Genomic DNA, 23,272 nt, shown 5'->3' with positions numbered 1-23,272 from the left:
GGCGCTCCGGCATAATCGCTGAATGACCGTTCTGCGTTTCGACAACGTCAGCAAGCACTACGCCGGTGGCCACCAGGCGCTGACCGATGTCAGCTTCGAAGTGGCCGATGGCGAGATGCTGTTCGTGACCGGCCACTCCGGCGCCGGCAAAAGCACCCTGCTCAAATTGATCCACCTCAGCGAGCGGCCCAGCCAGGGCGCGGTGCTGCTGGGCGAACGCAACCTGCTCAAGGTGCGCGGCCGGCAGATTCCGCTGCACCGTCGCCAGGTGGGTGCGGTCTATCAGGACCATCGCCTGCTCAACGACCGCAGCATCGCCGAGAACGTGGCGTTGCCGCTGATCCTGCGCGGCACCCGGCGTGCCGAGATCGGCAAGCGCGTGCGCTCGGCATTGGAGCGGATCGGGCTGGCCCATCGCGAGCGGGCCTTGCCGTCGCAGTTGTCGGCCGGCGAGCAGCAGCGCGTGGGCATCGCCCGCGCCATCGTCGGCGAACCGCGCCTGCTGGTGGCCGATGAGCCCACCGGCAATCTGGATCCGGCGCTGGCCGCGGAAATCATGCAGTTGTTCGCCGAGCTGCCCGCGCGCGGCACCAGCGTGCTGGTGGTCAGCCATGACCTGGCCCTGCTCAAGCAGATGCGCAAGCGCGTGCTGATCCTGGATCACGGCCGCCTGGTCGACGACATCTCGCCGCAGGATCTGGCCGAATGAGCAAGCCCGCCAATACCGAAGCCGTCGCCCCCTCGCGTGTCGGCGTGTGGATCGACCACCATCTGCACAGCATCGCCTTCAGCCTGGGCCGTGCCATGCGCAAGCCCTGGGCCACCTTGCTGACCATCGTGGTGATGGCGCTGGCGCTGGCCTTGCCGCTGGGGCTGTCGATCGCGCTGGACAATGTCAAGTTGCTGGCCGGCAGCGTGCAGCAGTCGCGCGAGATCAACCTGTTCCTGAAGGTCGAGATCGGCGCCGATGCCGCGCAGGCCCTGGCCGGCGAACTGCGCGCGCGCCCGGACGTTGCCCAGGTCGCGCTGCGCACGCCGGCGCAGGGGCTGACCGAGCTGCGCGAGAGCGCCAAGCTCGACGAGGCGATCGATGCGCTGGGCGACAACCCGCTGCCGACGCTGCTGGTCGTCACGCCCAGCGAGACGGCCGACGATGCGCAGCTGGCCGGCGCGCTGCAGGCCTTGCCGCAGGCCGACCAGGTGCAGCACGACGCGCTGTGGCGCAAGCGCCTGGATGGCTGGCTGCACTTCGGCGAGCGGCTGGTGCAGGTGTTGTCGGCACTGCTGGGTGTCGGCGCGGTGCTGGTGGTCGGCAATACGGTGCGGCTGGACATCCAGTCGCGGCGCGAGGAAATCGGCGTGCTGCAGTTGCTGGGCGCCAGCGATGGCTTCATCCGGCGCCCGTTCCTGTACCTGGGGGCCTGGTACGGGCTCGGTGCCGGCGCTGTGGCGCTCGCGCTGATCGCCGCCTCCGGGCTGGCACTGCGCGCGCCGTTGGCGACCCTGGCCGACAGTTACGGCAGCTCCTTTACCCTGCACGGGCTGGATCTGCTGCATTCTGCGCTGGTGCTGGTCGGCACACTGGTCCTGGGCTGGCTGGGCGCCTGGCTGGTCACCGGCCATTTCCTTCGCCAGACCCGTCCCACCGAGACCTGAGGCCTGCCATGCATCCACCGGATCTCAAGCACCTGATCAGCGACGCGCCGCGCGTGATGGTGGTCGATGGCTCCAAGCTGGTGCGCAAGCTGATCGCCGATGTGTTGCAGCGCGACCTGCCCAACGTGCAGGTGATCGGCTGCTCCAGCATCGCCGAGGCGCGCCAGGCGCTGGAAGCCGGTGCGGTGGATCTGGTCACCACCTCGCTGTCGCTGCCCGATGGCGATGGCCTGACCCTGGCGCGCAGCGTGCGCGAAGCGGCCGGCCAGGCCTATGTGCCGGTGATCGTGGTCTCCGGCGATGCGCAGCAGCATCTGGTGGAGCGCCGCTTCACCGAATACGTCACCGATTATTTCGACAAGGCGCTGGGCCACGAAGCCCTGGCGACCTTCATCCGCGGCTATGTGCAGCCCGAGCCGGTGATCGGCGCAACCGTGCTGTACATCGAGGACAGCCGCGTGGTGGCCGAGGCGACCAAGCGCATGCTCGAGCGGCAGAGCCTGAAGGTGGTGCATGTGCTCACCGCCGAGGATGCCTTCGCGCTGCTCACCGCCGAATCGCTGGGCCGCACCGAGCGCCGCATCGACGTGGTGCTGACCGATGTAACCCTGAAGGGCGAGCTCAACGGCCGCGACGTGGTCGAGCGCATCCGCATCGACTTCGCCTACGGCAAGCGTCGCCTGCCGGTGCTGGTGATGACCGGCGACACCAATCCGCGCAACCAGTCCGAGCTGCTGCGCGCCGGCGCCAACGACCTGGTGCAAAAACCCATCGAAGAACGTCTGCTGGTGACCAAGGTGCTGTTCCAGCTGCGCCTGGCACGGCTCGAGGACCAGGCTGTCACGCTATGACCGAAGTGGCTGAAGTGGAAGCGCGTATCCAGCTGGAACCGTCGTGGAAGGCGCGGGTGGGCGATTGGTTGCTGCGCCCGGAAATGCAGGAGCTGTCCGCATTCCTGCGCCAGCGCAAGGCGGCCGGGGCACGGGTGTTCCCGCCGGGCCCGCAGATCTTTGCGGCCTTCGACGCCACCCCGTTCGAACAGGTCAAGGTGGTGATCCTGGGCCAGGACCCGTATCACGGTGAAGGCCAGGCGCATGGGCTGTGCTTTTCGGTATTGCCCGGCGTGCCGGTGCCGCCGTCGCTGCTCAACATCTACAAGGAGATCCAGGACGACCTGGGCATCGCGCGGCCGGACCACGGCTATCTGATGCCGTGGGCGCGCCAGGGCGTGCTGCTGCTCAATGCGGTGCTGACGGTGGAGCAGGGCCGTGCCGGCGCGCACCAGAACAAGGGCTGGGAAGGCTTCACCGACCATGTCGTGGAGACCCTCAACCGCGAGCGCGAAGGCCTGGTGTTCCTGCTCTGGGGCAGCTACGCGCAGTCCAAGGGCAAGGTCATCGACCAGGCGCGCCATCGCGTGTTCAAGGCCCCGCATCCCTCGCCGTTGTCGGCGCACCGCGGCTTTCTGGGCTGCCAGCACTTCTCCAAGACCAACGAGCATCTGCAGCGCCGCGGGCTGGGCCCGATCGACTGGTCACTGCCGCCGCGCAACGCGCTGGACACCACTTCGGCCAGCGGCTGAACGGTACCAGCGCCGGCCCGTTTCGCGGCGTCTCTGTCACGGTCTGCGCAGGGCGGCGGTGGTAGCGTAGGTATTCGAAGTCGGGGAGCTGCGCCGTAGAACGACGGCAACGCTAGAAGCCCGAACGTCCTATAAATGGAACGCTGGGAACTCTTTCTGTACCCGGCAGTCCAATAGTTCGACTGCTAAGATGGTGCCCTATGAACCAGATCACCTCGACTGCCCTAGTGGCAAACAATCTCCCGATTCCCAGTGCGCTCGGTTCGCTGGAAGCCTACATCGGTGCCGTGCACCAGATCCCGGTGCTGTCGGTCGATGAGGAACAGAATCTTGCCCGTCGCTTCCGTGACGAGCTGGATCTGGACGCCGCGCGCGAGCTGGTCCATTCCCACCTGCGTTTCGTGGTGCACGTCGCTCGCGGCTACAACGGCTACGGCCTGCCGCTGGGCGACCTGATCCAGGAAGGCAATATCGGCCTGATGAAGGCGGTCAAGCGCTTCGACCCGGAAATGGGCGTGCGCCTGGTCAGCTTCGCGGTGCATTGGATCCGTGCCGAGATGCACGAGTTCATCCTGAAGAACTGGCGCATCGTCAAGGTCGCCACGACCAAGGCGCAACGCAAGCTGTTCTTCAACCTGCGCAAGTCCAAGACCCGCCTGGGCTGGCTCAATGCATCCGAGGTGACTGCGGTCGCCAAGGACCTGAACGTGTCCGAGCGCGAAGTGATGGAGATGGAGTCGCGTCTGTCCGGTCGCGATATCGGCTTCGACGCCTCGTCCGACGAAGACGACGATCACGGTCCGCCGTCGCCGGTGAGCTATCTGGTGGCCAACGACGAAGATCCGTCGCAGGCCTACGAGCGTCACGACAGCGAAGACAATCAGCTGCAGCTGCTGCGCGAAGGCATGGCCGGCCTGGATACGCGCTCGCGCGATATCGTCAAGCGCCGCTGGCTGGACTCCGACTCCAAGGTGACGCTGCAGGAGCTGGCCGACGAGTACGGCGTGTCGGCCGAGCGTATCCGCCAGATCGAGGCGAATGCGCTGAAGAAGATGAAGGCACTGTTCGTGGCCTGATCCTTCGATCGTGCCCCAGGTGTTGCACAAACGGCCCGGTTTACCGGGCCGTTTGCATGTGGGCTGCTTGTGCTGCGTCGAGTCCGAGGACGCGTGGTTGTTCGTCGTGGTCGTTCGCCGATGATCGACCGCGCGCTGCGCCCGCCCGTGCTATTCCGGCAGGCGCGCCACCGGCAGATGCCAGCCGTAGCGGATGGCCATGAAACGCAGCCCGAAACAGACCAGCGCACCGGTCGCCAGCGACCAGGCCTGCGGCACTGCGAGCATGTGCCCGATCGCGACCAGGCCGCCACCGGCCAGCGCGGCGACCGCATACAGCTCGGCCTGCAGCACCACCGGCGTCCGCGCCACCAGCAGATCGCGCGCGATGCCGCCGCCGATGCCGCTGAGCATGCCGAGCAAGGTCGCGCTGAGCGGGCTGAGTTGGTAATCGAGCGCCTTGCTGGTGCCGTAGACCGCAAACAGCGCCAGCCCGGCCGCGTCGAACAATTGCACCGGGTTGCGCAGCCGTTCCACCGCTGCGTGCCAGTAGAAACCGGCCACGCCGGCCAGGCAGGCGACCAGCAGGTACTGCGGATGCACCAGTGCGGCCGGCGGGGTGGCGCCGATCAGCACATCGCGCACGATGCCGCCGGACACCGCCGCCGCGCACGACAGCACCAGTACGCCGAACAGATCCAGGCGGTTGCGCACCGCCACGGTCGCGCCGCTGAGGGCGAACACGAAGGTGCCGAGCAGATCCAGCAGGAACAGGAGAGTGGTCACGATCAGACCGTCGCATCAGGCCGCACAGCATCGCGCACGGCCTGCGCCGCTGTCATCCGTCCTTGCTGCTGGGCGGCGGGTCGTCGGTGGCACCGCCGAAGATGATGCGCGCGGCGCGCTGGTAGCTCCAGTACGCCATCGCCCAGTTCACCAGCACCACGAACCGGTTGCGGAAGCCGATCAGGAAGTACACGTGTGCGGCCAGCCAGAACCACCAGGCCACGATGCCGGAGAGCTTGAGCTTGCCGACATGCACGATGGCGGCCATGCGGCCGATCGTGGCCAGGTTGCCGTAGTCCTGGTAACGGAAGGCTGGTGCAGGCTGGCTGCGGTGGCGGGCGCGGATCGCCTTGGCGATGTGCTTGCCCATCTGCTTTGCCGCCGGTGCCACGCCCGGCACCGGGCGGCCGTCCTGTTGCACCGAGGCCAGGTCGCCGCCGACGAAGATTTCCGGGTGGCCAGGCACGCTCAGGTCCGGCTCCACCAGCACGCGGCCGGCACGGTCCAGTGGCACGCCAAGCGTGCGTGCCAGCGGCGATGCGGCCACGCCGGCGGCCCACACCACGGTGCGTGCAGGCACGAAGGTGTCGCCGAGCTGATAGCCCAGCGCATCGATGTGGGTGACCGGCGTGCCGGTGTGCACCTCCACGCCCAGGCGTTCGAGCTGCTTGCGCGCCTTGGCGGTGAGATCGTCCGGGAACGAGGGCAGCACGCGCGGGCCGGCTTCGACCAGGCGCACGCGCGCCTGCTGCGGGTCGATATGGCGGAATTCGTTCTTGAGCGTGTGGCGGGCGATCTCGGCCAGCGTGCCGGCCAGCTCGACGCCGGTCGGGCCGCCGCCGACCACGGCAAAACTCAGCCAGGCTGCGCGTGCGGCCGGGTCGGACTCTGCCTCGGCGCGTTCGAAGGCGAGCAGCAACTTGCGCCGCAGCACCAGCGCGTCGTACAGCGTCTTCAGGCCGGGCGCATGCTCGGCCCATTGATCGTTGCCGAAGTAGGCATGGGTGGCGCCGGTAGCCAGCAGCAGCATGTCGTAGCCGAGCGTGCTGCCGTCGGCGAGCACCACCTCACGGCGGGCCGGTGCGATTTCGGCGACGTCGCCGAGCAGCACTTCGACATTGCGCTGCTCGCGCAGGATGTGGCGCAGCGGCGCGGCGATATCCGGTGCCGACAGGCCGGCGGTGGCGACCTGATACAGCAGCGGCTGGAACAGGTGATGGTTCTGGCGGTCGATCAGGGTGATACGGATGCCGGGATCGTCGAGCGCGCGGGTGGCCCATAAGCCGGCGAAACCGCCGCCAACCACAACCAGGTGCAGCGGAGCTTGGGAGGGGGAAGAAGTCATCGTAAGGTCCGATGGAATGCGACGCGGGCTCATCAGCATGCCGCATCGGTAATGAACATGCCGCCTGGATCCGGCCTGCCTGCGGCATCATGTCGCATCTCATCCACCTGATGACCGCATGCCGTCGCTACCCCCACCGTTGCCGCCGCTGTCGCCACCGCCATCCGCTTCGCCGGCGATGGCACCGGCTGCCGCGCGTGCGCCCGGACAGAAACTCAGCGGCGTCACGCTCGGCCTGATCGGGCTGGCGGCCTGCGTGGTGCTGTTCGGCGTGCTGGTGCTGGGCGCGCTCGGCTGGCTGATCGTGTTCGGCTGGTCGCTGTTTGCCGACCAGGCACGCGCCGCGCTGCAGGACGATGCGGTGGTGCAGGAACAGATCGGCCAGATCCACACGATGCGGGTGGATCTGGTGCGCACCGGTCTGGCGCCGGGTGACGACGATTTCGTGTTCACGGTGGAAGGCGATCGTGGCCGCGGACGCGTGCACGCCAACTGGGTCAGCGGCGGCTCCGAGCGCGAGATCCTGAGCGATGGCGTGTTGACCATGCACGATGGCAGCCAGTACACGCTGCCGTCGGCCGATGCCGACGACACCGAAATCGACACCGACTCTGCCGACAACTTCGAGGAATGACCATGATCGACAATCCCGACAAACGCATCGCCTTGCTGATCGATGCCGACAATGCGCCGGCCGGCAAGATCGACGTGGTGCTGGCCGAAGTGGCGCGCTATGGCGTGGCCAATGTGCGCCGCGCCTACGGCAACTGGAAGAGTCCGCACCTGAAGAGCTGGGAAGCGGCGCTGCACGAATACGCGATCCGCCCGATCCAGCAATTTGCCTACAGCTCGGGCAAGAACGCCTCGGACATGGCGATGGTGATCGATGCGATGGACCTGCTGTATGCGCGCAATTTGGATGGCTTTGCGATCGTCTCCAGCGATGCGGATTTCACCCCGTTGGTGATGCGTCTGCTCACCGATGGCATGAAGGTGTACGGCTTCGGCGAGAAGAAAACCCCGGCGCCGTTCGTCAATGCCTGTTCCAAGTTCACCTATGTCGAGGCGCTGGGCGAGCAGGCGGCAGCGGCCAGCGACACCGCCGCCGGCCGCAAGGACGCCACCGCGCTGCGCGGCGACACCCGGCTGGTGCAGATGCTGCGCAATGCGATCGACAGTGCCTGCGAAGACGATGGCTGGGCGCATCTGGGAGCGGTGGGCAAGCAGGTGGCCAACCAGGCCTCGTTCGACCCACGCAATTACGGCTATCGCAAACTCAGCGACCTGGTGCGTGCGATCGGCCTGTTCGAGATCAAGCAGGACGAGCAGGCCCTGTGGGTACGCGATGCGCCCAAGGGCGGGCGGGCGAAAGCGGCGCAGCCAGCGGCCGCCGTCGCCACGCAGGCGGCCACCGCAAAGCGTCCGGCGCGCGCGACGCCCAAACCGGCAGCGGGGAAATGACGATGGCTGACGCTGCAATGCAATCGGCGGCAGGAAACGCCTCGATCACGCTATGGGGGCGGCGCAATTCCAGCAATGTGCGCAAGGTGCTGTGGTGCGCCGAAGAAGCCGGGGTGGCGTATACCTCGATCGAAGTCGGTGGTGCGTTTGGTCGTAACGACACGCCCGAGTATCGCGCGTTGAATCCCAACGGTCTGGTGCCGACGATGCAGGATGGTGAGTTGGTGCTGTGGGAGTCCAATGCGATCGTGCGCTACCTGGCCGCGCAATATGCGCCGGCCCTGTATCCGCAGGCACCGGCCGAACGCGCGCTGGGCGATCGCTGGATGGACTGGACCACCTCGACGTTTGCCGGCGTGTTTCGCGACCTGTTCTGGGGCGTGCTGCGCACACCGCAGGCCGAGCGCGATCCTGCGCGCATCGCCGCGGCACTGACGCGCTCGGGCGACCTGCTCGCACGCGCGGATGCGGCCCTGGCGCAGCAGCCGTATCTGTCCGGCGCACAATTTGCGATGGGCGATATTCCGCTGGGCAGCTTCATCTACGCCTGGTTCGAAATGCCGATCGAGCGGCCCGAGCTGCCACATCTGCAGGCGTGGTACCAGCGCCTGCGCGCGCGGCCTGCGTACCAGCGTGGGGTGATGACCGCGCTGACCTGAGTTTTGCGTTTCCGCTCAGGCCAGCATGGTTCATGGCAGGCGCCGCACGCGCTGCCGACCCGACACGTTGCTGCAAGGACATGCGCCTCGTACATCACGCAGCCAAGTAGCCCGCGTTTTCTGTAGGAGCGCACTTGTGCGCGAGGGCATTCCCGGGAACGCCCCATCGCGCCCAGGTGCGCTCCTACAAAAGCGTGGGGACACGTGTGGCCTGTTGGCTCGCGTCTGGTCGTAGGAGCGCACCCGGGCGCGATGGCTGTGCCGGTAATGCCACATCGCGCCCGGGTGCGCTCCTACGAAAGATCACGCCACGCGCGATCAGGGACCTGGGCACAGCGCGCAAAACATGGGTCTGGCTGCTGCCCCGCGTGCGATACGCCCGCCTTAATACAGATCAATCGGATCCACATCCAGCGACCAGCGCACGCGGCGCGCCTGCGGCAGCGCATAGATCGCGGGCAGTTGCGCGTCCAGCAGACGATGCAGTGCCGAGCGCTGTTGCGCGGACAACAGCAACTGGGTGCGCTGGAAACCCGCGCGGCGTGGCATCGGTGCCGGCATCGGGCCGTAGCACTCCACTGCGGCAAACGCAGGCGATTGTGCGGTGCTGTCTGCCGTGGTCAGGCCGCGCACCGCCATCAGGAACTGGTTGGCTGCCGCCACGTCCTTGGCCTCGGCGCGAAACAGCGCCAGATGCGCAAACGGCGGAAATCCCGCGGCCTCGCGCTGTTGCAGTTCGGCATCGGCGAAGGCGTGGTAGCCGCCGTTGACCAGGGTCTGCAGCAAGGGGTGTTCGGGGTGATGGGTCTGCAGCCAGACCTCGCCGGGGCGGTCGGCGCGCCCGGCGCGTCCGGCCACCTGGATCAGCTGCTGGGAGAGCTTTTCGGCGGCACGGAAGTCGGCCGAGAACAGGCCTTCGTCGATGCCGACCACCACCACCATGGTCAGCCGTGGCAGATCGTGGCCCTTGGCCAGGATCTGGGTGCCGACCAGGATGCCGGCCTCGCTGCCCAGGCGCGCCAGCTGGGTCTCCAGCGCGTCGCGGCGCTGGGTGGTGCTGCGGTCGATGCGCACCACCGGAAACTCCGGGAACGCTTCGGTCAGGCGTTCTTCCAGCCGCTCGGTGCCGATGCCTTGCGGCTGCAGCGCCAGGCTGGCGCAGGCCGGGCAGGCCAGCGGTGCCTGCTGGCGCGCGCCGCAGTGATGGCATTGCAGGCGCCGCCCGCCGGCGTGCACGGTCATCGGGGTCTGGTGCAGCGGCGTGCTGCAGCGCTGGCAGGCGGCGGTCCAGCCGCAGTCGTGGCACAGCAGCACCGGTGCATAGCCGCGGCGGTTCTTGAACACCAGTACCTGCTCGCCGCGCGCCAAGGTGGCGCCGATGCCGGCCAGCACTTCCGGCGACAGGCCGTCCTTGAGCGGGCGCTTGCGCACGTCGAGCACGCGCACGCGCGGCGGCCGCGCCTCGCCGGCCCGGCGCGACAGGCGCAGATGCCGGTAGCGGCCGGAATAGGCGTTGTGCAGGCTTTCCAGCGACGGCGTGGCGCTGCCCAGGATCACCGGCACATCCAGCGCCTTGCCGCGCACCAGTGCGAAATCGCGGGCGTGATAGCGGATGCCGTCCTGTTGCTTGTAGCTGCCGTCGTGTTCCTCGTCGATCACGATCAGCCCGGCATTGGGCAGCGGGGTGAACACCGCCGAGCGCGTGCCGACGATCAGCTTGGCCTCGCCGCGCCAGGCCGCCGCCCATACCCGCGCCCGCTCGCCATCGGACAGCCCCGAATGCAATGCGTGCACCGGCACGCCCAGGCGGGCGCGGAAGCGGCCCAGGGTCTGCGGGGTCAGCCCGATCTCCGGCACCAGCACCAGCGCCTGGCGGCCGGCCGCCAGGCAGTCGGCGATCGCCTGCAGGTAGACCTCGGTCTTGCCGCTGCCGGTGACGCCATCGAGCAGATAGGTGGCAAAACCGCTTTGCGCACGGATGGCGTCGGCGGCGGCCTGCTGTTCGTCGTTGAGCTGCGGGCCGCTGCCGGGGCGGGGCGGGATGCTGTCGGCCGGCACCGCCACGCGCTCGGCATGGCTGCGCTTGGCCAGACTGCGTGCGGCCTCGCGCCACTGCGGCAGCAAGGGGTCCAGCTGTTCTTCGCCCAGCGCACCGGTCAGCAGCAGGGCGGCCAGCAAGGCGGGGCGGCTGCCGGCGCGCAGGCTGGCGGCGCCGGTGCGTCCGGCCTCGGTGAGCTGCCAGGCCCAGGCATGGGTGTCGGCCAGCGGCTCGCCGCGGCGTAGCGGGCCTGGCAGGGCGCTGGACTGGGCCTCGCCCAGCGGTGCGTGGGTGTAGCGCGCCAGCCACTGCAGCGAACGGGCCAGCTCCTCGACCAGCAGCGGGGCGTCGTCGCACCAGGCCAGCGCCGGGCGCAGTCCTTCGGCGGAGGTCAACTGGCCGATCTCCACCACTACCCCGACTAGCTCGCGCGGCCCGAACGGCACCCGCACCCGGCAGCCGACCCGCGCGGGGTCGGTCAGCGGCGCGTCGGCCGGAGGCAGATAGTCGAACAGTTGGGGCAGCGGCACCGGCAGGGCGACGCGCAAGGTGGCGACGGTCGAAGACATCCGGTCAGTCTACCGACCCTGTCCAGTACCCGGCAGACGCCGCTCGATCGCCTCCGAATCGGTGCTTCGGCTTACGACGCGTTTGTGTGACGGAAGTGATAAATCCGACGTAAACCTATGTGAGGGCTAAGGAAACGGGTTTATCCACACTGCCTGTGGATAAGCCTGTGAATTAGTCTCGTGCTCCACGCTGTGAAGGCGGATTCACTAGCCTCTGCAACCTGTTGGACATTTTTTCACCAATCGGCTTAAAGCTATAAGGATCAATCACTTAGGCGTGAAACACGAATGCAACAAAGAAAAATCAACAGTTGACAGACGCCTGCGTATCGGCATGTCTGCCGCTGTGCACAACCCGCGCGGGTGACGGCGGTCGATGGCGCCGGGACGCAGCGCAGCCGGGTCGATCTGTCAAGCCATCGGCGGGGGCCGATTGCGTCGGTATCATGCCGGCCGATGCTGGAGTTCCCATGACCGTAGTCCCCGACGCCCCCGTCACCCCTGCCGCGCTGTCTGCTTTCCTGCGCGGTGTCGAACGCCGGGGTCTGGTGCTCGCACAAATGCAATGTGGCGATGGCGCGGCGGCCGAGCGGGCCCTGGCGGCGGCGTTGCGTGCGTTCAGCAGCCAGGCGGCGGGTCGCCCGATGGCCGGCTGGCCGATGCGCTTCTGGAGCCTGCTGGCAACGGCACCGCCGCTGCGGCGCGAGCCCATGCCGGGGACCTGGCTGCCGCCGTTCACCGCACTGGGGCGGATGCAGACCAGCGACCGGCTGGCGCTGCTGCTGCGTATCGTGGCCGGGCTGGAAGAAGAGCCTGCCAGCGAGGTGCAAGGCATCGAGGTGGCGGCCTATCGGCAGTCGCTGGCCCGTGCCTGCCCGCGCGATGCGGCCGGCAACCCGGATGCGCAGGCCTGGCGGGCACTGGCCGAGGCGGCGCAGCAGGAGTTGCGCGAGCTCAGCCCGGCGCAGGTCAGCCGGCTGGCACAGCTCCGCGAGTCGGCCCTGGCCGGCATGCCGCTGCAGCCTGTCGCGGCCGCGCCTGCGGCCGCCGCCGAAGCGCGCCGCCCGGCCGCAGCGCGCAACCGTCCTGCACGCCAGTGGCAGTGGCCGCGGATCGACCGCCGCCACGCCGGCATCGTGCTGGCCGTGCTGGCGTTGGCGCTGCTGCTTGCGGCGCTGGGCTGGTGGTGGACGCATCGCCGGCCGGCCCTGCCGCCCGAGCCGGTCTCGCAGGCTCCGGCCGGCGTGCTGCACGTCACCGATGCCGCGCCGGTGCTAGTGGAAGACCTTCCCGCCGCCGACTTGCCGGAGGCGGTGGCAAACCCCGGCCTGGATCCGCGCGACCAGGCGATGCTGGCCGACCCGGACCTGGAACTGGCACGTTCTGCCGATTTCTACGCCTGGTATGCGGCCGGCCATCCGGTGCCGGCCGACGAATCCGGCGCGCATGCCACCACCGCCGACCAGCCTGCCGCCACCCTGGAGACCGTCGATGACGACAATTAAGTGGTGCGGCCTGCTGGCGTTGGCTGTTGTCGGCATGGCCGCTGCGCAGACCCTGCCAGCGCCGTTGGAGGAAGGCAACGCGACTGCGCCCGCCGGCATGCCGACCCCCGCAGCCGCCACTGCCGCAACCCCGAGCGCCGCGCAGCAGCGCGCGCGCTGGGACGCATTGACGCCGGCCCAGCGGGCCGAGCTGCGCGCCCGTTATGCGGCCTGGAAAGGGCTCACCGCCACCGACCGGGTGGTATTGCGGCAGGCACGCGAGCGTCTGCATGGCTTGCCCGAAGACCAGCAGCGCGCGCTGCGCACGCAGTTCACCGCGATGGATCGCCTGCATCGCGATGGCTGGCGCCTGGGTTCGCAGCTGGGTGCGTTCTATCCGCAGTTGCAGCCCTTGATCGGCTACGTGCCGCCAGCGCAGCGCGACACGCTGCTGGTGGCGCTGCGCAGCCTGGACGCCGGGCAGCTGGAACAGCTGGCGATGCTGGCACAACGCACCCCGCCGCAGGAGCGCGATGGCCTGCGCGATGCCCTGCTCGCGCAGGCGCCGGCAACGCGCAGCGCCTGGTTGAAGCGCCAGCTGGCGCGCTGACCGGCAGCGGCGGGACTGCGCCGTTGCAGCCCCCTGCGCCGGCGTCGTCTCCACGCGTGCTCGGTGTCCATCCTCGATACCGGGCAGTTGGGCCGGACACCGAGCCGAGGGCTTGCAGGTCTGCCGGCTTCTGCGATGCGCGCGAAGCGGCGGTCGTCACGAAGGACACGGACCGCGCTGGAGCCCGGGCATGCCGTTCCGGTAACCAGCCACGCCAGCCGCTCGCCGTCGAGCATCTCCCGCCTTGCGCCTTGCGCCTTGCGCCTTGCCGCCGATAGCCGCTGCCGGTGTCGCAAGTGCGGGTAAGATAGCGGCCCCACGCGACCCGGTGCCAGCGCCTCCCGGCACGGCCGTAGTCCGCGCAGCGATCGGTTGTCATGTCTGTCTCTCCTGTACCCACCTCCGCGACGCCGCGTTTCGGCGCGGAAGTGCGCACCACCGGCCTGCTCGCATTGCCGCTGGTGCTCGGTCACGTCTCCACCGGCCTGATCGGATTTGTCGATAACGTCATCGCCGGTCACCACGGCACCGCCACGCTGGCGGCGGTCACCATCGGCACTTCGCTGTTGTGGCTGCCGATGCTGGTGCCGATCGGCACGCTGATCTCGTTGACCGCCTCGGTCTCGCAGCTGCGTGGCGCCGGCCGCGAGCGCGAGATCGGCCCGCTGTTCCGCCAGGCCCTGTGGCTGTCGCTGGGACTGGGCGCGGTGATGTTCGCGTTCCTCAGTGCGGTGCCGCCGCTGTTGCCCACCTTCGGGATTGCGCCGGACATCGTGCCGGGTGCGACCGACTTCCTGCACGCGGTGCGCTGGGGCGGGCCGGCGCTGACGTTCTACTTCTGCATGCGCTATCTCAGCGAGGGCATGCACTGGACCCTGCCGACCATGCTGCTGGGCTTTGGCGGCCTGCTGGTGCTGGCGCCGCTGGGTTATGCGCTGACCTATGGCAAGTTCGGCTTTGCCGAGCACGGTGCGCAGGGCCTGGGCATGGCCTCGGCGGTCACCATGTGGGTGCAGGCCAGCGTGTTTGCGCTGTATCTGTGGCGCTCGCGCCGCTTCGCGCACCTGCAGTTGTTTGCCCATTTCGAAGGTCCGCGCTGGCGTGCGATCGGCGATCTGTTGCGCACCGGTCTGCCGATCGGCATCACCGTGCTGATGGAGGGCGGCCTGTTCATCGTCACCGCCTTGCTGATCGGCCGGCTCGGCTCCACCGAAGCGGCCGCGCACCAGATCGCGATCAACGTCGCGCAGCTGTGTTTCATGATTCCGATGGGTGTGGCCGAGGCGACCACCGTGCGGGTCGGGCATGCGGTCGGGCGCGGCGATCCGCTCGGCATGCGGCGTGCGGCCTGGGCCGGTTACGCCATCGTGCTGGGCACCCAGGCGCTGTCGGCCAGCGTGCTGTTGCTGGGCCACGATGCCATCGTGAGCGTCTACACCGACGATGTGGCGGTGGCCGCGCTGGCCTCGGTGCTGCTGCTGTTTGCCGCCACGTTCCAGTTCCCTGACGGCATCCAGGTGCTTTCCAGCGGCGCGCTGCGTGGGCTCAAGGACACCCGTGTGCCGATGTTCCTGGCGATGTTCTCGTACTGGGGTGTCGGCATGCCGATCGGCGCCGGGCTCGGCCTGGGGCTGGGCTGGGGACCGCAAGGCATGTGGATCGGCCTGATTCTGGGCCTGACCGTGGCGTCGGTCCTGATGGGCTTGCGCTTCCGGCAGACCAGCCGGCGGCTGACTGCCGGCGCGACCCCCTGACTTCCAGCGGATGCCGCGCGCGCCGCGCAGCCGGTATGCTGGACACCATTGAATTGTATGCAGCGTCTTTTGACGGAGTTTTCCATGAACCACCCCGTGCGTCGCAGTCCCATCGCCAGTTTCTTCGTCGGCCTGTGGGATGTGATGAATTTCACCCGGCGCCTGATCTTCAACCTGGTGTTCTTCGGCTTCCTGTTCCTGGTGCTGCTGCTGTTTGTGGTGGCGATCGCGCGTGGCGACGGCAGCAAGCCGCTGGCCGAGCGCACCACCCTGGTGATCAACCCCGAGGGCACGCTGGTCGAGCAGTTCAGCGCCGACCCGGTGAGCCGGTCGCTGGCCAAGGCGGTCGGCGACAAGAGCGCCGAGGAAGTGCAGCTGCGCGACCTGGTGCGAGTGATCGAGGCGGCCGGCAAGGACCGCAAGATCGAGCGGGTGGTGTTGAACCTGGACAAGTTTCAGCCCGCCGGTTTCGCCTCGCAGCGCGAAGTGGCCGCGGCGTTGCAGAAGCTGCGCGCCTCCGGCAAGCAGATCGTCGCCTTCAGCGAGAGCATGAGCCAGGGCCAGTACCTGCTGGCCGCACAGGCCAACGAGGTCTATCTCGACCCGATGGGTAGCGTGCTGCTGGAAGGGCTTGGCCGTTATCGCCAGTATTTCCGCGAGGGCCTGCAGGACAAGCTCGGCGTGGACGTGCATCTGTTCCGCGTGGGCGAGTACAAGTCCGCCGCCGAGCCGTACATTCTCGATGCCGCTTCGGCCGACGCCAAGGAAGCGGACCTGTTCTGGATGAACGACGTGTGGCAGCGCTACCTGGCCGATGTCGGCAAGGCGCGCAAGCTGAGCCCGGCGCAGCTGACCGCCGGCATCGACACGCTGCCCGAGGGCGTGGCCGCCGCCGGTGGCGATCTGGCCAAGTTCGCGCTGCAGCAGAAGCTGGTCGACGGGCTCAAGACCCGCGAGGACGTCGATGCGCTGCTGACCAAGCGCGGCGTGGCCGACAGCGATGCCGACAGCGGCTTTCGCAACATCGGTTTCAACGATTATCTGAGCCAGCTGCAGGCGCAGCGCTCGCCGATGGACAGCCGTCCGCAGGTGGCCGTGGTGGTGGCCGCTGGCGAGATCAGCGGTGGCGAGCAGCCGGCCGGCCGCATCGGTGGCGAGTCCACCGCCGCGTTGCTGCGCCAGGCGCGCGACGACGACGAGGTCAAGGCGGTGGTGCTGCGTGTGGATTCGCCCGGCGGCGAAGTGTTCGCTTCCGAGCAGATCCGTCGCGAGGTGGTCGCGCTCAAGCAGGCCGGCAAGCCGGTGGTGGTGTCGATGGGCGATCTGGCCGCCTCGGGCGGTTACTGGATCAGCATGAACGCCGATCGCATCTATGCCGACCCGTCGACCATCAGTGGCTCGATCGGCATCTTCGGCATGGTGCCCAACCTGACCCGCGCGCTGGACAAGATCGGCGTGCACACCGATGGCGTGGGTACCACGCGCTTTGCCGGCGCCTTCGACATCACCCGTCCGCTGGACCCGGCCGCCGGCCAGGTGATCCAGGCGGTGATCAACAAGGGTTACGCCGACTTCACCGGCAAGGTGGCGCAGGCGCGGCATCAGTCGGTGGACGCCATCGACAAGGTCGCACGTGGCCGCGTGTGGAGCGGTGCGCAGGCCAGGCAGCATGGCCTGGTGGACGCGTTCGGTGGCATGTCCGAAGCGGTGGCCGATGCGGCCGACCGCGCCAAGTTGAGCCGCGGCAAGTTCCGCGTGCGCTATGTGGAAAAGCCGGCGACGCCGTTCTCGCAGTTCATGAGCGGATTTGCCGGCAGCCGCATGGGCGCCTGGATGCTGGGCGATTCGGGCATGGCGCGCGCACTGCTGGCGCGCTCGCTGCCGGAAGTGGACACGCAGTTGCGCTTTGTCGAAGACGCCGTACACGACAGCAAGGCGGGCGGCACCCCGGTCAAGTCGCTGGCGTACTGCTTCTGCGGCTTCTGACGCGGCAGGTTCGCAACCTGATGGATCGACAACGCCGGCCTTGTGCCGGCGTTGTTGTATCTGCGCTCAGGCGATGCAGCAATGCGGGCGCGCCAACAGCGCAGAAATGGCAGAACGCACGGCGCCACGATCACAGGCAACCAGCCATCGGTCGAGCGACCTCACGCGTGCTTGCCGTGCGCGCAGATGCAGCGATCGCCTTGCGCTCAATCGCATGCGCGCACGCGCAGTTGCTGCGTCGACAAAAACGCGCGTGCTCCAGACAGCAGGCTTCGGTTACTGCGTGGCCGCATCGATCGCCTTGCGTTGATCGTCTGCGGCCTGGTCGCTTGCCGCCTGCACTGCGTGCGCCTTGTTCAACGGTTCCTGGATGTGGTCGCGCAGGGCGGTGGCCTGCGGCTCGGGCTTCTGCTCGGTGGGCGCAGGTTGCGGCCGCTGACAGGCGCCCAGCAGCAACGTCAGGCTGATCGCAAGAATCCAATGCCGTTTCATCGTCGTGACCTCGCTCGGGGTGGCGGTATCCTAACGCCCGGGCCGCAGGCATGCGTCAAGCGCGCTGCTGCGGCCGTTTCCTGCGTCTTGAAAGAGGATCACCCACGTGACAACCCACCGTTGGCGGCTGGATGGACAGACCGCGCTCATCACCGGCGCCAGCGCCGGCATTGGCTTTGCCATCGCGCGCGAACTGCTGGCCTTTGGCGCGGATCTGCTGATGGTGGCGCGCGATGCCGATGCGCTGGCGCAGGCGCGCGACGAGTTGGCCGAGGAATTTCCCCAGCGCGAGCTGCATGGGCTGGCCGCCGATGTGGCCGACGACGAAGAGCGGCGCGCGATTCTGGATTGGGTGGAAGACCATGCCGATGGCCTGCACCTGCTGATCAATAATGCCGGCGGCAACATCACCCGCGCGGCGATCGATTACACCGAAGACCAGTGGCGCGGCATCTTCGAAACCAATGTGTTCGCCGCTTTCGAGCTGTCGCGTTATGCGCACCCGTTGCTGACCCGTCACGCGGCGTCGGCGATCGTCAACGTCGGCAGCGTCTCCGGCATCACCCATGTACGCAGCGGCGCGCCGTACGGCATGACCAAGGCCGCGTTGCAGCAGATGACGCGCAACCTGGCGGTGGAATGGGCCGAGGACGGCATCCGTGTCAACGCGGTGGCGCCGTGGTACATCCGCACCCGTCGCACCTCCGGGCCGTTGTCGGATCCGGATTACTACGAGCAGGTCATTGAGCGCACCCCGATGCGCCGCATCGGTGAACCGGAAGAAGTGGCCGCCGCCGTCGGTTTCCTCTGCCTGCCGGCCGCCAGTTACATCACCGGCGAATGCATCGCAGTGGATGGCGGCTTCCTGCGCTACGGGTTCTGACACGCCTGCGTGCGTGGTCGCGCGGACAGTGCCTGCGCATGGCATCGAAGACGCGCAGGCAGGCGCCGATCCGTCGCTGCGCCTGCGCCTCCAGTGTTCGTCCGCCGCGTCTGCACGCAACGCAGGCGACAGTGCGGCGGGCTTGCTCGCATGCGGCTCGCTGCACCGCGCAGGTCATCCGGTGATCGCTAACGGTTGCAGTGGCTCGAAAGAATCAGCCCGGCAAGCACAGCGCCGGCGCACTGGCTGCCATGCGCTGTCACGCCGGTTGCAGCATCACGGCGTGGCGGACGGATTCGCGCAGCGGCTTTCGTCCAGCACCCGACGCATCTGTACGTAGCGCTGCTTGCGCTCGGCCGCTTGCGCCTCGTCGGAGAAGCGCCAGGTTGATTCGGCCTGCTCGGCACGCTGGCGCCAGGCCTCGCACAGGCTCTGGTCCGGCACCGGTGCGCAGCGGTCGGTGACCACTTCGCAGGCGCTGCCGCCGCCGGTTGCCGGCCCGCCCGCCAGGTTGGTGGTCTGCATCGGCAGGCAGCGCGTGGCCGGCTCGCGGTCTTCGGTGAAATAGCGCCCGTTGTCGTGCGCGGTGCATTCGAACAAGGGCGGCGGTGGCAGCGTGGAGGTCGAGGCCGCGGCAGGTGGCGTCGGTGCCACCGGTGCCGGCGTCGCAGCCGGGGCGGCGGCGGGGACATCGGTCTTCGGCCTGGTGGGCGGCTGCGCAGCGGGCGCGCTACGCGCAGGCGATGCTGCGCCTAATCCACCCGCCGTCAACGGTACCGCAGCCGGTGCCGTCATCAGTTTCTTCTGCTGCTGCATGCCTTTCGGGCAGGGCATGTTCTGCACGGTAAGCGCGCCGCTGGAGTCGGTGCACCGGTAGATCGCCACTTCCTGTGCGCTGGCCACCGAGGCACACGCCAGCAATACCGCCCACGGCCAGCGCCTCATGCGCCGCCGCAATCGCGCTGCAGGCGCGCGTCGATACCGCGCTGTTCGCGGCTGAGATCCTGGCGCTCGCTCTGCAGGGCATTGTTGTAGCGGCGGATCAGTTCCCAGCGACGGTCGGCCAGGCGCGCGCAGACTTCCTGTTCGGGCAGGGCATGGCATTCGTCGCGGATCTGCACGTTGCCGTACGGCACGATCACCGTGCCGCCGTAGCCGCCGCCGTAGCCGCCGCCGTTGTAGCCGCCTTGATAGTCGCCCTGATAACCGTCGCCGCCGAAGCTTGCGCTGCCGCGCAGGCTTACACCGCGACCGGCGCTTCCCTGCACCGACATCGCCGGGCGTGGGCGGACCGAAATCGGCGGACGCTGGATGCCGCCGCCGCTGACCGGCGGGGCAATGCCGTTGCCCACATAGGCCGGGCCCCAGGTCGGCACCCAGCGCGGATTGCCTTCCGGGCTGTCGCTGGTATAGCGGTTGCCGTCCTCGGTGGTGCACTCGTACATCGGCTGCGGCGGCTGCACGGTGATGATGCGCACCTCGCGCGGTGGCTGCGTCGCGACGGCGGCCGGGGCGGCAACGGCGCGCTGCGGCCGCGGCGGCGGATCCTGCGGGCGCTGCAGGTCCAGCACCTGCTGGCGGCCGCTGCTGCAAGGCGCATCCTGCAAGGCGACGGTGCCGGTGCTGCTGACGCAGCGGTAGATCCGCACATTCGGATCCGGTTTGCTGGCGGTACTGGCCGCCGACGCAGGCAGCGCGGTGGCCAGCAACAGAAGGGTCAGGACGGTACGCATGGCCGCAGTGTGCGCGTCTACCCGGCTGTGGGCAAAGGGGCAGACGGTGTCTATGGCGAAGCGCTCCGACAGGCGGCGCGTGGCGGTTGCTCAGTCGCGCAGGATCTGTCCGCTGCGGGCGTCGCGGATCTGGGTCGGTTGCGCCAATGCGCCCACCTCGCCATCCGTCACCCCGTCGATGCTGGCCAGCAGGGCCGGGTCCAGCGCCTGCCGGCTGCGCGCGGGCGGTTCGCCGGCCAGGTTGGCGCTGGTGGACACCAACGGGCCGCCCCAGGCCGCACAGAGCGCGGCGACCAGCGGGTGTGCGCTGATGCGCACCGCCAGCCCGTCATGCGCGCCGGTGATCCAGCGCGGCGCCTGGGCGGTGATCGGCAGGATCCAGGTATGCGGGCCCGGCCAGCTGGCCAGCACCTCCTGTCTGCGGGCCGGTGTCAGCGCGTCGAGATCCACCCAGTCGTGCAGCACATCCACGCTGGCGGCGACCACGATCACGCCCTTGTCGACCGGGCGGCGTTTGATCTCCAGCAGCCGCAGCACGGCGGCCTGCTGGCGCGGGTCGCAGCCCAGCCCCCACACTGCTTCGGTGGGATAGGCGATCACGCCGCCCCGGGTCAGGGTGGCGACGGCGCTGTCCAGGCTGAGCGTGTGCTGCATGTGGCGCCCTTAGCCTGCAGCCTTGCTCACGGTCTTCTTGACCACGCGCTTGGTGGCCTTCTTGGCAGCGGCCTTCTTGGCCGGTGCCTTCTTCGCCGCGGTCTTGGTGGCCGTCTTCTTTACCGCGGTCTTCTTGGCTGCGGCGTCCTTGGCCTCCTTGGCCGAATCCTTCACCGCATTCTTCTTGAGCGTGGCCTTCTTGGCGCCGAAGCCCTTGCGCACCGGCTTGCCGGTATCGGCCAGCAGCTGCTGCACTTCCTCGAACGTCAGCGACGCCGGCTCGCGATCCTTGGGAATCTTGCCATTGAGCTTGCCATCGCTGATGTACGGGCCGAAGCGGCCGTTGAGCACCTGGATGTCGCTGCCTTCGAAGTCCTTGATCACGCGGTTGCGCGCGATCTCTTCCTTCTCCTCGATCAGGAACACCGCGCGCTCCAGATCGATGGTGTACGGGTCGTCTTCCTTCTTCAGCGACGCATAGACGCTGCCGCGGCGCGCGAAGGGGCCGAAGCGGCCGATGCCGACGCTGACGTCCTGGTCCTTGTCCTGGCCCAGTGCGCGCGGCATCTTGAACAGCTCCAGCGCATCTTCGATGGAGATCGAGTAAATGCTCTGGCCCGGCCGCAGCGAGGCGAAAGTCGGCTTTTCCTCGTCTTCGACGGTGCCGATCTGCACCATCGGGCCGAACCGGCCGATGCGCGCGCTGACTTCCTTGCCGCTGACCGGGTCGGTGCCCAGCACGCGCACGCTGCCGGCGTCGGTCTTGTCCAGCGAATCCTTCTTGTCCTCAACCAGTTCCTTGAACGGGCCCCAGAACTTCTCCATCAGCGGGATCCACTCTTCCTCGCCACGCGAGACCGCATCCAGGTCGTCTTCGAGCTTGGCGGTGAAGTCGTAATCCACGTAACGGGTGAAATGCCCGGACAGGAACTTGGACACGGCGCGGCCCACGTCGGTGGGACGGAAGCTGCGGCCTTCCATTTCCACGTACTTGCGGAACTGCAGGGTCTGGATGATCGAGGCGTAGGTGGACGGCCGGCCGATGCCGTATTCCTCCAATGCCTTGACCAACGCCGCTTCGGTGAAGCGCGGCGGCGGCTGGGTGAAATGCTGGTCGGTGACGATGCGGTCCAGCGGGATGTTGTCGCCGGCCTTCATCAGCGGCAGCTTGCGGCCTTCGTCCTCGTCCTCGCTGCTCTTGGTGTCCTTGCCTTCCTCATAAACCGCCAGGAAGCCGGGCACCACCACGGTGGTGCCGCTGGCGCGGAACACGTGCTCGCTGCCGGCCGACAGATCGACGCTGACGGTGTTGAGCGTGGCCGGGATCATCTGGCAGGCCACGGCGCGGCGCCAGATCAATTCGTACAGGCGACGTTCGTCGTCGGACAAAAAGCGCGCCACCTGCGCCGGGGTGCGCAGCGCCGAGGTCGGACGTACCGCCTCATGCGCTTCCTGCGCGTTCTTGGATTTGGTGGTGTAGGCGTTGGGCTGGTCCGGCAACGAGGCGGTGCCGAAATCGCGCGCGATCACATCGCGGATTTCCGACAGCGCGTCCTGCGACAGGTTCACCGAGTCGGTACGCATATAGCTGATCAGACCGACCGAGCCTTCGTCGCCCAGCGCCACGCCTTCGTACAGCTTCTGCGCCACCTGCATGGTCTTGCGGGTGGTGAAGCCGAGCTTGCGCGAGGCTTCCTGCTGCAGCGTGGAGGTGGTGAACGGCGGGGCAGGGCGACGCTTGCGCTCCTTGCTGGCCACATCGGTGACATGCAGCACGCCTTGCGCGGCCTGCTGGATGCGCAGCCGCGCCGCTTCGGCGGTGTCGCCGTCGGTGACGGTGAACTGCTCGAACTTCTGCCCGTCCAGCTTGATCAGGCGCGCATTGAACGGCTGCGACGGATGCCGGCAATGTGCATCGATGGACCAGTACTCGCGCGCGATGAAGGCTTCGATCTCTTCTTCGCGCTCGACGATCATGCGCAGCGCCGGCGACTGCACGCGGCCGGCCGACAGGCCGCGCTGCACCTTGCGCCACAGCACCGGCGACAGGTTGAAGCCGACCAGATAGTCGAGCGCGCGACGGGCCTGCTGCGCATCGACCAGATCGGCCGCGATCGCGCGCGGCTTGAGCATGGCTTCCTTGATCGCACGCGGGGTGATCTCGGTGAACACCACCCGCTGCATCGTCTTGTCCTTGAGCAGCCCGCGCTCTTTCAGGATCTCGGCGATGTGCCAGCTGATCGCCTCGCCCTCGCGGTCCGGGTCGGTCGCCAGATAGATGTCGTCAGCGCCCTTGGCCGCGCGCGCGATGGCTTCGACATGCTTCTCGTTCTTCTCGATCAGGTCGTAGCGCATCGCAAAGCCGTTGTCCGGATCGACCGCGCCTTCCTTGGGAACGAGATCGCGCACGTGCCCATACGAGGCCAGGACGGTGAAGTCCTTGCCGAGGTATTTATTGATCGTCTTGGCCTTGGCAGGCGATTCGACGATGAGCAGGTGCTTGGGCATGGTGGCGAATTCTTTGG

At 68.1% G+C, this 23,272-nt stretch carries 21 protein-coding genes; 13 read left to right on the top strand and 8 right to left on the bottom strand.

Features of this window, described 5'->3' with window-relative positions:
- The first annotated feature begins 22 nt into the window (after nucleotides 1-22).
- From ftsE to rpoH, 5 genes are all read left to right on the top strand, one after another.
- Nucleotides 23-709 (top strand): cell division ATP-binding protein FtsE, encoded by a 687-nt coding sequence (gene ftsE / locus ABQY64_RS18410; protein WP_016903688.1) that lies wholly within the window; start codon nucleotides 23-25, stop codon nucleotides 707-709.
- On the top strand, nucleotides 706-1,656 hold the full coding sequence (gene ftsX, locus ABQY64_RS18405) for a permease-like cell division protein FtsX (protein ID WP_349780446.1): 951 nt from the start codon (nucleotides 706-708) through the stop codon (nucleotides 1,654-1,656). The genes ftsE and ftsX overlap by 4 nt, the downstream gene beginning before the upstream one ends.
- Nucleotides 1,657-1,664: 8 nt before the next feature.
- On the top strand, nucleotides 1,665-2,507 hold the full coding sequence (locus ABQY64_RS18400; protein ID WP_172454178.1) for a response regulator: 843 nt from the start codon (nucleotides 1,665-1,667) through the stop codon (nucleotides 2,505-2,507).
- Between the two features lie 5 nt (nucleotides 2,508-2,512).
- On the top strand, nucleotides 2,513-3,238 hold the full coding sequence (gene ung, locus ABQY64_RS18395) for a uracil-DNA glycosylase (RefSeq protein WP_026064622.1): 726 nt from the start codon (nucleotides 2,513-2,515) through the stop codon (nucleotides 3,236-3,238).
- A 200-nt stretch (nucleotides 3,239-3,438) separates the two neighbouring features.
- Nucleotides 3,439-4,314: an RNA polymerase sigma factor RpoH gene (gene rpoH, locus ABQY64_RS18390; protein ID WP_349780445.1), complete on the top strand. Its 876-nt coding sequence runs from the start codon at nucleotides 3,439-3,441 to the stop codon at nucleotides 4,312-4,314.
- Between the two features lie 150 nt (nucleotides 4,315-4,464).
- On the opposite strand, the gene ABQY64_RS18385 is transcribed toward rpoH, so the two are convergent.
- Both ABQY64_RS18385 and ABQY64_RS18380 read right to left on the bottom strand, forming a co-directional pair.
- On the bottom strand, nucleotides 4,465-5,079 hold the full coding sequence (locus ABQY64_RS18385; protein ID WP_016903683.1) for a trimeric intracellular cation channel family protein: 615 nt from the start codon (nucleotides 5,077-5,079) through the stop codon (nucleotides 4,465-4,467).
- A gap of 52 nt (nucleotides 5,080-5,131) precedes the next feature.
- The gene (locus ABQY64_RS18380; protein ID WP_024938886.1) at nucleotides 5,132-6,424 is read right to left on the bottom strand and encodes an NAD(P)/FAD-dependent oxidoreductase; all 1,293 of its coding nucleotides are present in this window, start codon (nucleotides 6,422-6,424) and stop codon (nucleotides 5,132-5,134) included.
- A gap of 118 nt (nucleotides 6,425-6,542) precedes the next feature.
- Here ABQY64_RS18380 and ABQY64_RS18375 point away from each other — a divergent pair, with 118 nt between their 5' ends.
- Genes ABQY64_RS18375 through ABQY64_RS18365 form a run of 3 tightly spaced genes read left to right on the top strand, consistent with a single transcriptional unit; the run spans nucleotide 6,543 to nucleotide 8,544 of the window.
- A complete protein-coding gene (locus ABQY64_RS18375; protein WP_167706677.1) occupies nucleotides 6,543-7,058 on the top strand; it encodes a hypothetical protein in 516 nt (171 codons plus the stop codon).
- Nucleotides 7,055-7,885, top strand: coding sequence for an NYN domain-containing protein (locus ABQY64_RS18370; RefSeq protein ID WP_039518543.1), 831 nt, complete (start codon nucleotides 7,055-7,057; stop codon nucleotides 7,883-7,885). Before ABQY64_RS18375 ends, ABQY64_RS18370 begins: the two co-directional genes overlap by 4 nt.
- Nucleotides 7,882-8,544 carry a glutathione S-transferase family protein gene (locus ABQY64_RS18365; protein ID WP_374151315.1) on the top strand — a complete coding sequence of 221 codons (663 nt, stop codon included), beginning with the start codon at nucleotides 7,882-7,884 and terminating at the stop codon, nucleotides 8,542-8,544. The genes ABQY64_RS18370 and ABQY64_RS18365 overlap by 4 nt, the downstream gene beginning before the upstream one ends.
- A gap of 384 nt (nucleotides 8,545-8,928) precedes the next feature.
- Here the strand turns inward: ABQY64_RS18365 and ABQY64_RS18360 are convergent, their stop codons facing one another.
- Nucleotides 8,929-11,151: a primosomal protein N' gene (locus ABQY64_RS18360; protein WP_104570806.1), complete on the bottom strand. Its 2,223-nt coding sequence runs from the start codon at nucleotides 11,149-11,151 to the stop codon at nucleotides 8,929-8,931.
- Between the two features lie 470 nt (nucleotides 11,152-11,621).
- Between ABQY64_RS18360 and ABQY64_RS18355 the strand changes: the two genes are divergently transcribed.
- From ABQY64_RS18355 to sppA, 4 genes are all read left to right on the top strand, one after another.
- The gene (locus ABQY64_RS18355; RefSeq protein WP_349780444.1) at nucleotides 11,622-12,656 is read left to right on the top strand and encodes a hypothetical protein; all 1,035 of its coding nucleotides are present in this window, start codon (nucleotides 11,622-11,624) and stop codon (nucleotides 12,654-12,656) included.
- Entirely contained in the window at nucleotides 12,643-13,245 is a 603-nt protein-coding gene (locus ABQY64_RS18350; protein ID WP_349780443.1) for a DUF3106 domain-containing protein, read from the top strand. Before ABQY64_RS18355 ends, ABQY64_RS18350 begins: the two co-directional genes overlap by 14 nt.
- 377 nt (nucleotides 13,246-13,622) lie before the next feature.
- The gene (locus ABQY64_RS18345; RefSeq protein ID WP_039524984.1) at nucleotides 13,623-14,999 is read left to right on the top strand and encodes an MATE family efflux transporter; all 1,377 of its coding nucleotides are present in this window, start codon (nucleotides 13,623-13,625) and stop codon (nucleotides 14,997-14,999) included.
- An 84-nt stretch (nucleotides 15,000-15,083) separates the two neighbouring features.
- On the top strand, nucleotides 15,084-16,985 hold the full coding sequence (sppA, locus tag ABQY64_RS18340; RefSeq protein WP_039518555.1) for a signal peptide peptidase SppA: 1,902 nt from the start codon (nucleotides 15,084-15,086) through the stop codon (nucleotides 16,983-16,985).
- 276 nt (nucleotides 16,986-17,261) lie between these two features.
- Here sppA and ABQY64_RS18335 read toward each other — a convergent pair whose 3' ends face one another.
- Nucleotides 17,262-17,477: a hypothetical protein gene (locus ABQY64_RS18335; RefSeq protein WP_016903674.1), complete on the bottom strand. Its 216-nt coding sequence runs from the start codon at nucleotides 17,475-17,477 to the stop codon at nucleotides 17,262-17,264.
- A gap of 106 nt (nucleotides 17,478-17,583) precedes the next feature.
- Between ABQY64_RS18335 and ABQY64_RS18330 the strand changes: the two genes are divergently transcribed.
- A complete protein-coding gene (locus ABQY64_RS18330) occupies nucleotides 17,584-18,360 on the top strand; it encodes an SDR family oxidoreductase (RefSeq protein ID WP_039518559.1) in 777 nt (258 codons plus the stop codon).
- Between the two features lie 276 nt (nucleotides 18,361-18,636).
- Here ABQY64_RS18330 and ABQY64_RS18325 read toward each other — a convergent pair whose 3' ends face one another.
- The 4 genes from ABQY64_RS18325 to ABQY64_RS18310 all read right to left on the bottom strand — a co-directional run bounded on the left by ABQY64_RS18325 (nucleotide 18,637) and on the right by ABQY64_RS18310 (nucleotide 23,255).
- Nucleotides 18,637-19,305, bottom strand: a complete 669-nt coding sequence (locus tag ABQY64_RS18325; protein WP_102583990.1) for a DUF4124 domain-containing protein — start codon at nucleotides 19,303-19,305, stop codon at nucleotides 18,637-18,639.
- A complete protein-coding gene (locus ABQY64_RS18320) occupies nucleotides 19,302-20,093 on the bottom strand; it encodes a DUF4124 domain-containing protein (RefSeq protein ID WP_349780442.1) in 792 nt (263 codons plus the stop codon). Before ABQY64_RS18320 ends, ABQY64_RS18325 begins: the two co-directional genes overlap by 4 nt.
- Before the next feature lie 90 nt (nucleotides 20,094-20,183).
- The gene (locus ABQY64_RS18315; RefSeq protein ID WP_047129490.1) at nucleotides 20,184-20,747 is read right to left on the bottom strand and encodes a Sua5/YciO/YrdC/YwlC family protein; all 564 of its coding nucleotides are present in this window, start codon (nucleotides 20,745-20,747) and stop codon (nucleotides 20,184-20,186) included.
- Nucleotides 20,748-20,756: 9 nt separating this feature from the next.
- Nucleotides 20,757-23,255 carry a DNA topoisomerase I gene (locus ABQY64_RS18310; RefSeq protein ID WP_104561410.1) on the bottom strand — a complete coding sequence of 833 codons (2,499 nt, stop codon included), beginning with the start codon at nucleotides 23,253-23,255 and terminating at the stop codon, nucleotides 20,757-20,759.
- Between the last annotated feature and the right edge of the window lie 17 nt (nucleotides 23,256-23,272).

Source organism: Xanthomonas sp. WHRI 7065 (assembly GCF_040203115.2).
GTDB classification, from domain to species: Bacteria; Pseudomonadota; Gammaproteobacteria; order Xanthomonadales; family Xanthomonadaceae; genus Xanthomonas; species Xanthomonas arboricola.
The sequence above is the reverse complement of the archived record's forward strand: the minus strand, read 5'-3'. Positions and strand labels throughout refer to the sequence as shown.

Coding starts and splice junctions, on each gene's coding strand:
- ftsE (WP_016903688.1), top strand. CDS start 23: ATGACCGTTCTGCGTTTCGACAACGTCAGCAAGCACTACGCCGGTGGC.
- ftsX (WP_349780446.1), top strand. CDS start 706: ATGAGCAAGCCCGCCAATACCGAAGCCGTCGCCCCCTCGCGTGTCGGC.
- ABQY64_RS18400 (WP_172454178.1), top strand. CDS start 1,665: ATGCATCCACCGGATCTCAAGCACCTGATCAGCGACGCGCCGCGCGTG.
- rpoH (WP_349780445.1), top strand. CDS start 3,439: ATGAACCAGATCACCTCGACTGCCCTAGTGGCAAACAATCTCCCGATT.
- ABQY64_RS18380 (WP_024938886.1), bottom strand. CDS start 6,424: ATGACTTCTTCCCCCTCCCAAGCTCCGCTGCACCTGGTTGTGGTTGGC.
- ABQY64_RS18375 (WP_167706677.1), top strand. CDS start 6,543: ATGCCGTCGCTACCCCCACCGTTGCCGCCGCTGTCGCCACCGCCATCC.
- ABQY64_RS18370 (WP_039518543.1), top strand. CDS start 7,055: ATGACCATGATCGACAATCCCGACAAACGCATCGCCTTGCTGATCGAT.
- ABQY64_RS18365 (WP_374151315.1), top strand. CDS start 7,882: ATGACGATGGCTGACGCTGCAATGCAATCGGCGGCAGGAAACGCCTCG.
- ABQY64_RS18360 (WP_104570806.1), bottom strand. CDS start 11,151: ATGTCTTCGACCGTCGCCACCTTGCGCGTCGCCCTGCCGGTGCCGCTG.
- ABQY64_RS18355 (WP_349780444.1), top strand. CDS start 11,622: ATGACCGTAGTCCCCGACGCCCCCGTCACCCCTGCCGCGCTGTCTGCT.
- ABQY64_RS18350 (WP_349780443.1), top strand. CDS start 12,643: ATGACGACAATTAAGTGGTGCGGCCTGCTGGCGTTGGCTGTTGTCGGC.
- ABQY64_RS18345 (WP_039524984.1), top strand. CDS start 13,623: ATGTCTGTCTCTCCTGTACCCACCTCCGCGACGCCGCGTTTCGGCGCG.
- sppA (WP_039518555.1), top strand. CDS start 15,084: ATGAACCACCCCGTGCGTCGCAGTCCCATCGCCAGTTTCTTCGTCGGC.
- ABQY64_RS18335 (WP_016903674.1), bottom strand. CDS start 17,477: ATGAAACGGCATTGGATTCTTGCGATCAGCCTGACGTTGCTGCTGGGC.
- ABQY64_RS18325 (WP_102583990.1), bottom strand. CDS start 19,305: ATGAGGCGCTGGCCGTGGGCGGTATTGCTGGCGTGTGCCTCGGTGGCC.
- ABQY64_RS18320 (WP_349780442.1), bottom strand. CDS start 20,093: ATGCGTACCGTCCTGACCCTTCTGTTGCTGGCCACCGCGCTGCCTGCG.
- ABQY64_RS18315 (WP_047129490.1), bottom strand. CDS start 20,747: ATGCAGCACACGCTCAGCCTGGACAGCGCCGTCGCCACCCTGACCCGG.
- ABQY64_RS18310 (WP_104561410.1), bottom strand. CDS start 23,255: ATGCCCAAGCACCTGCTCATCGTCGAATCGCCTGCCAAGGCCAAGACG.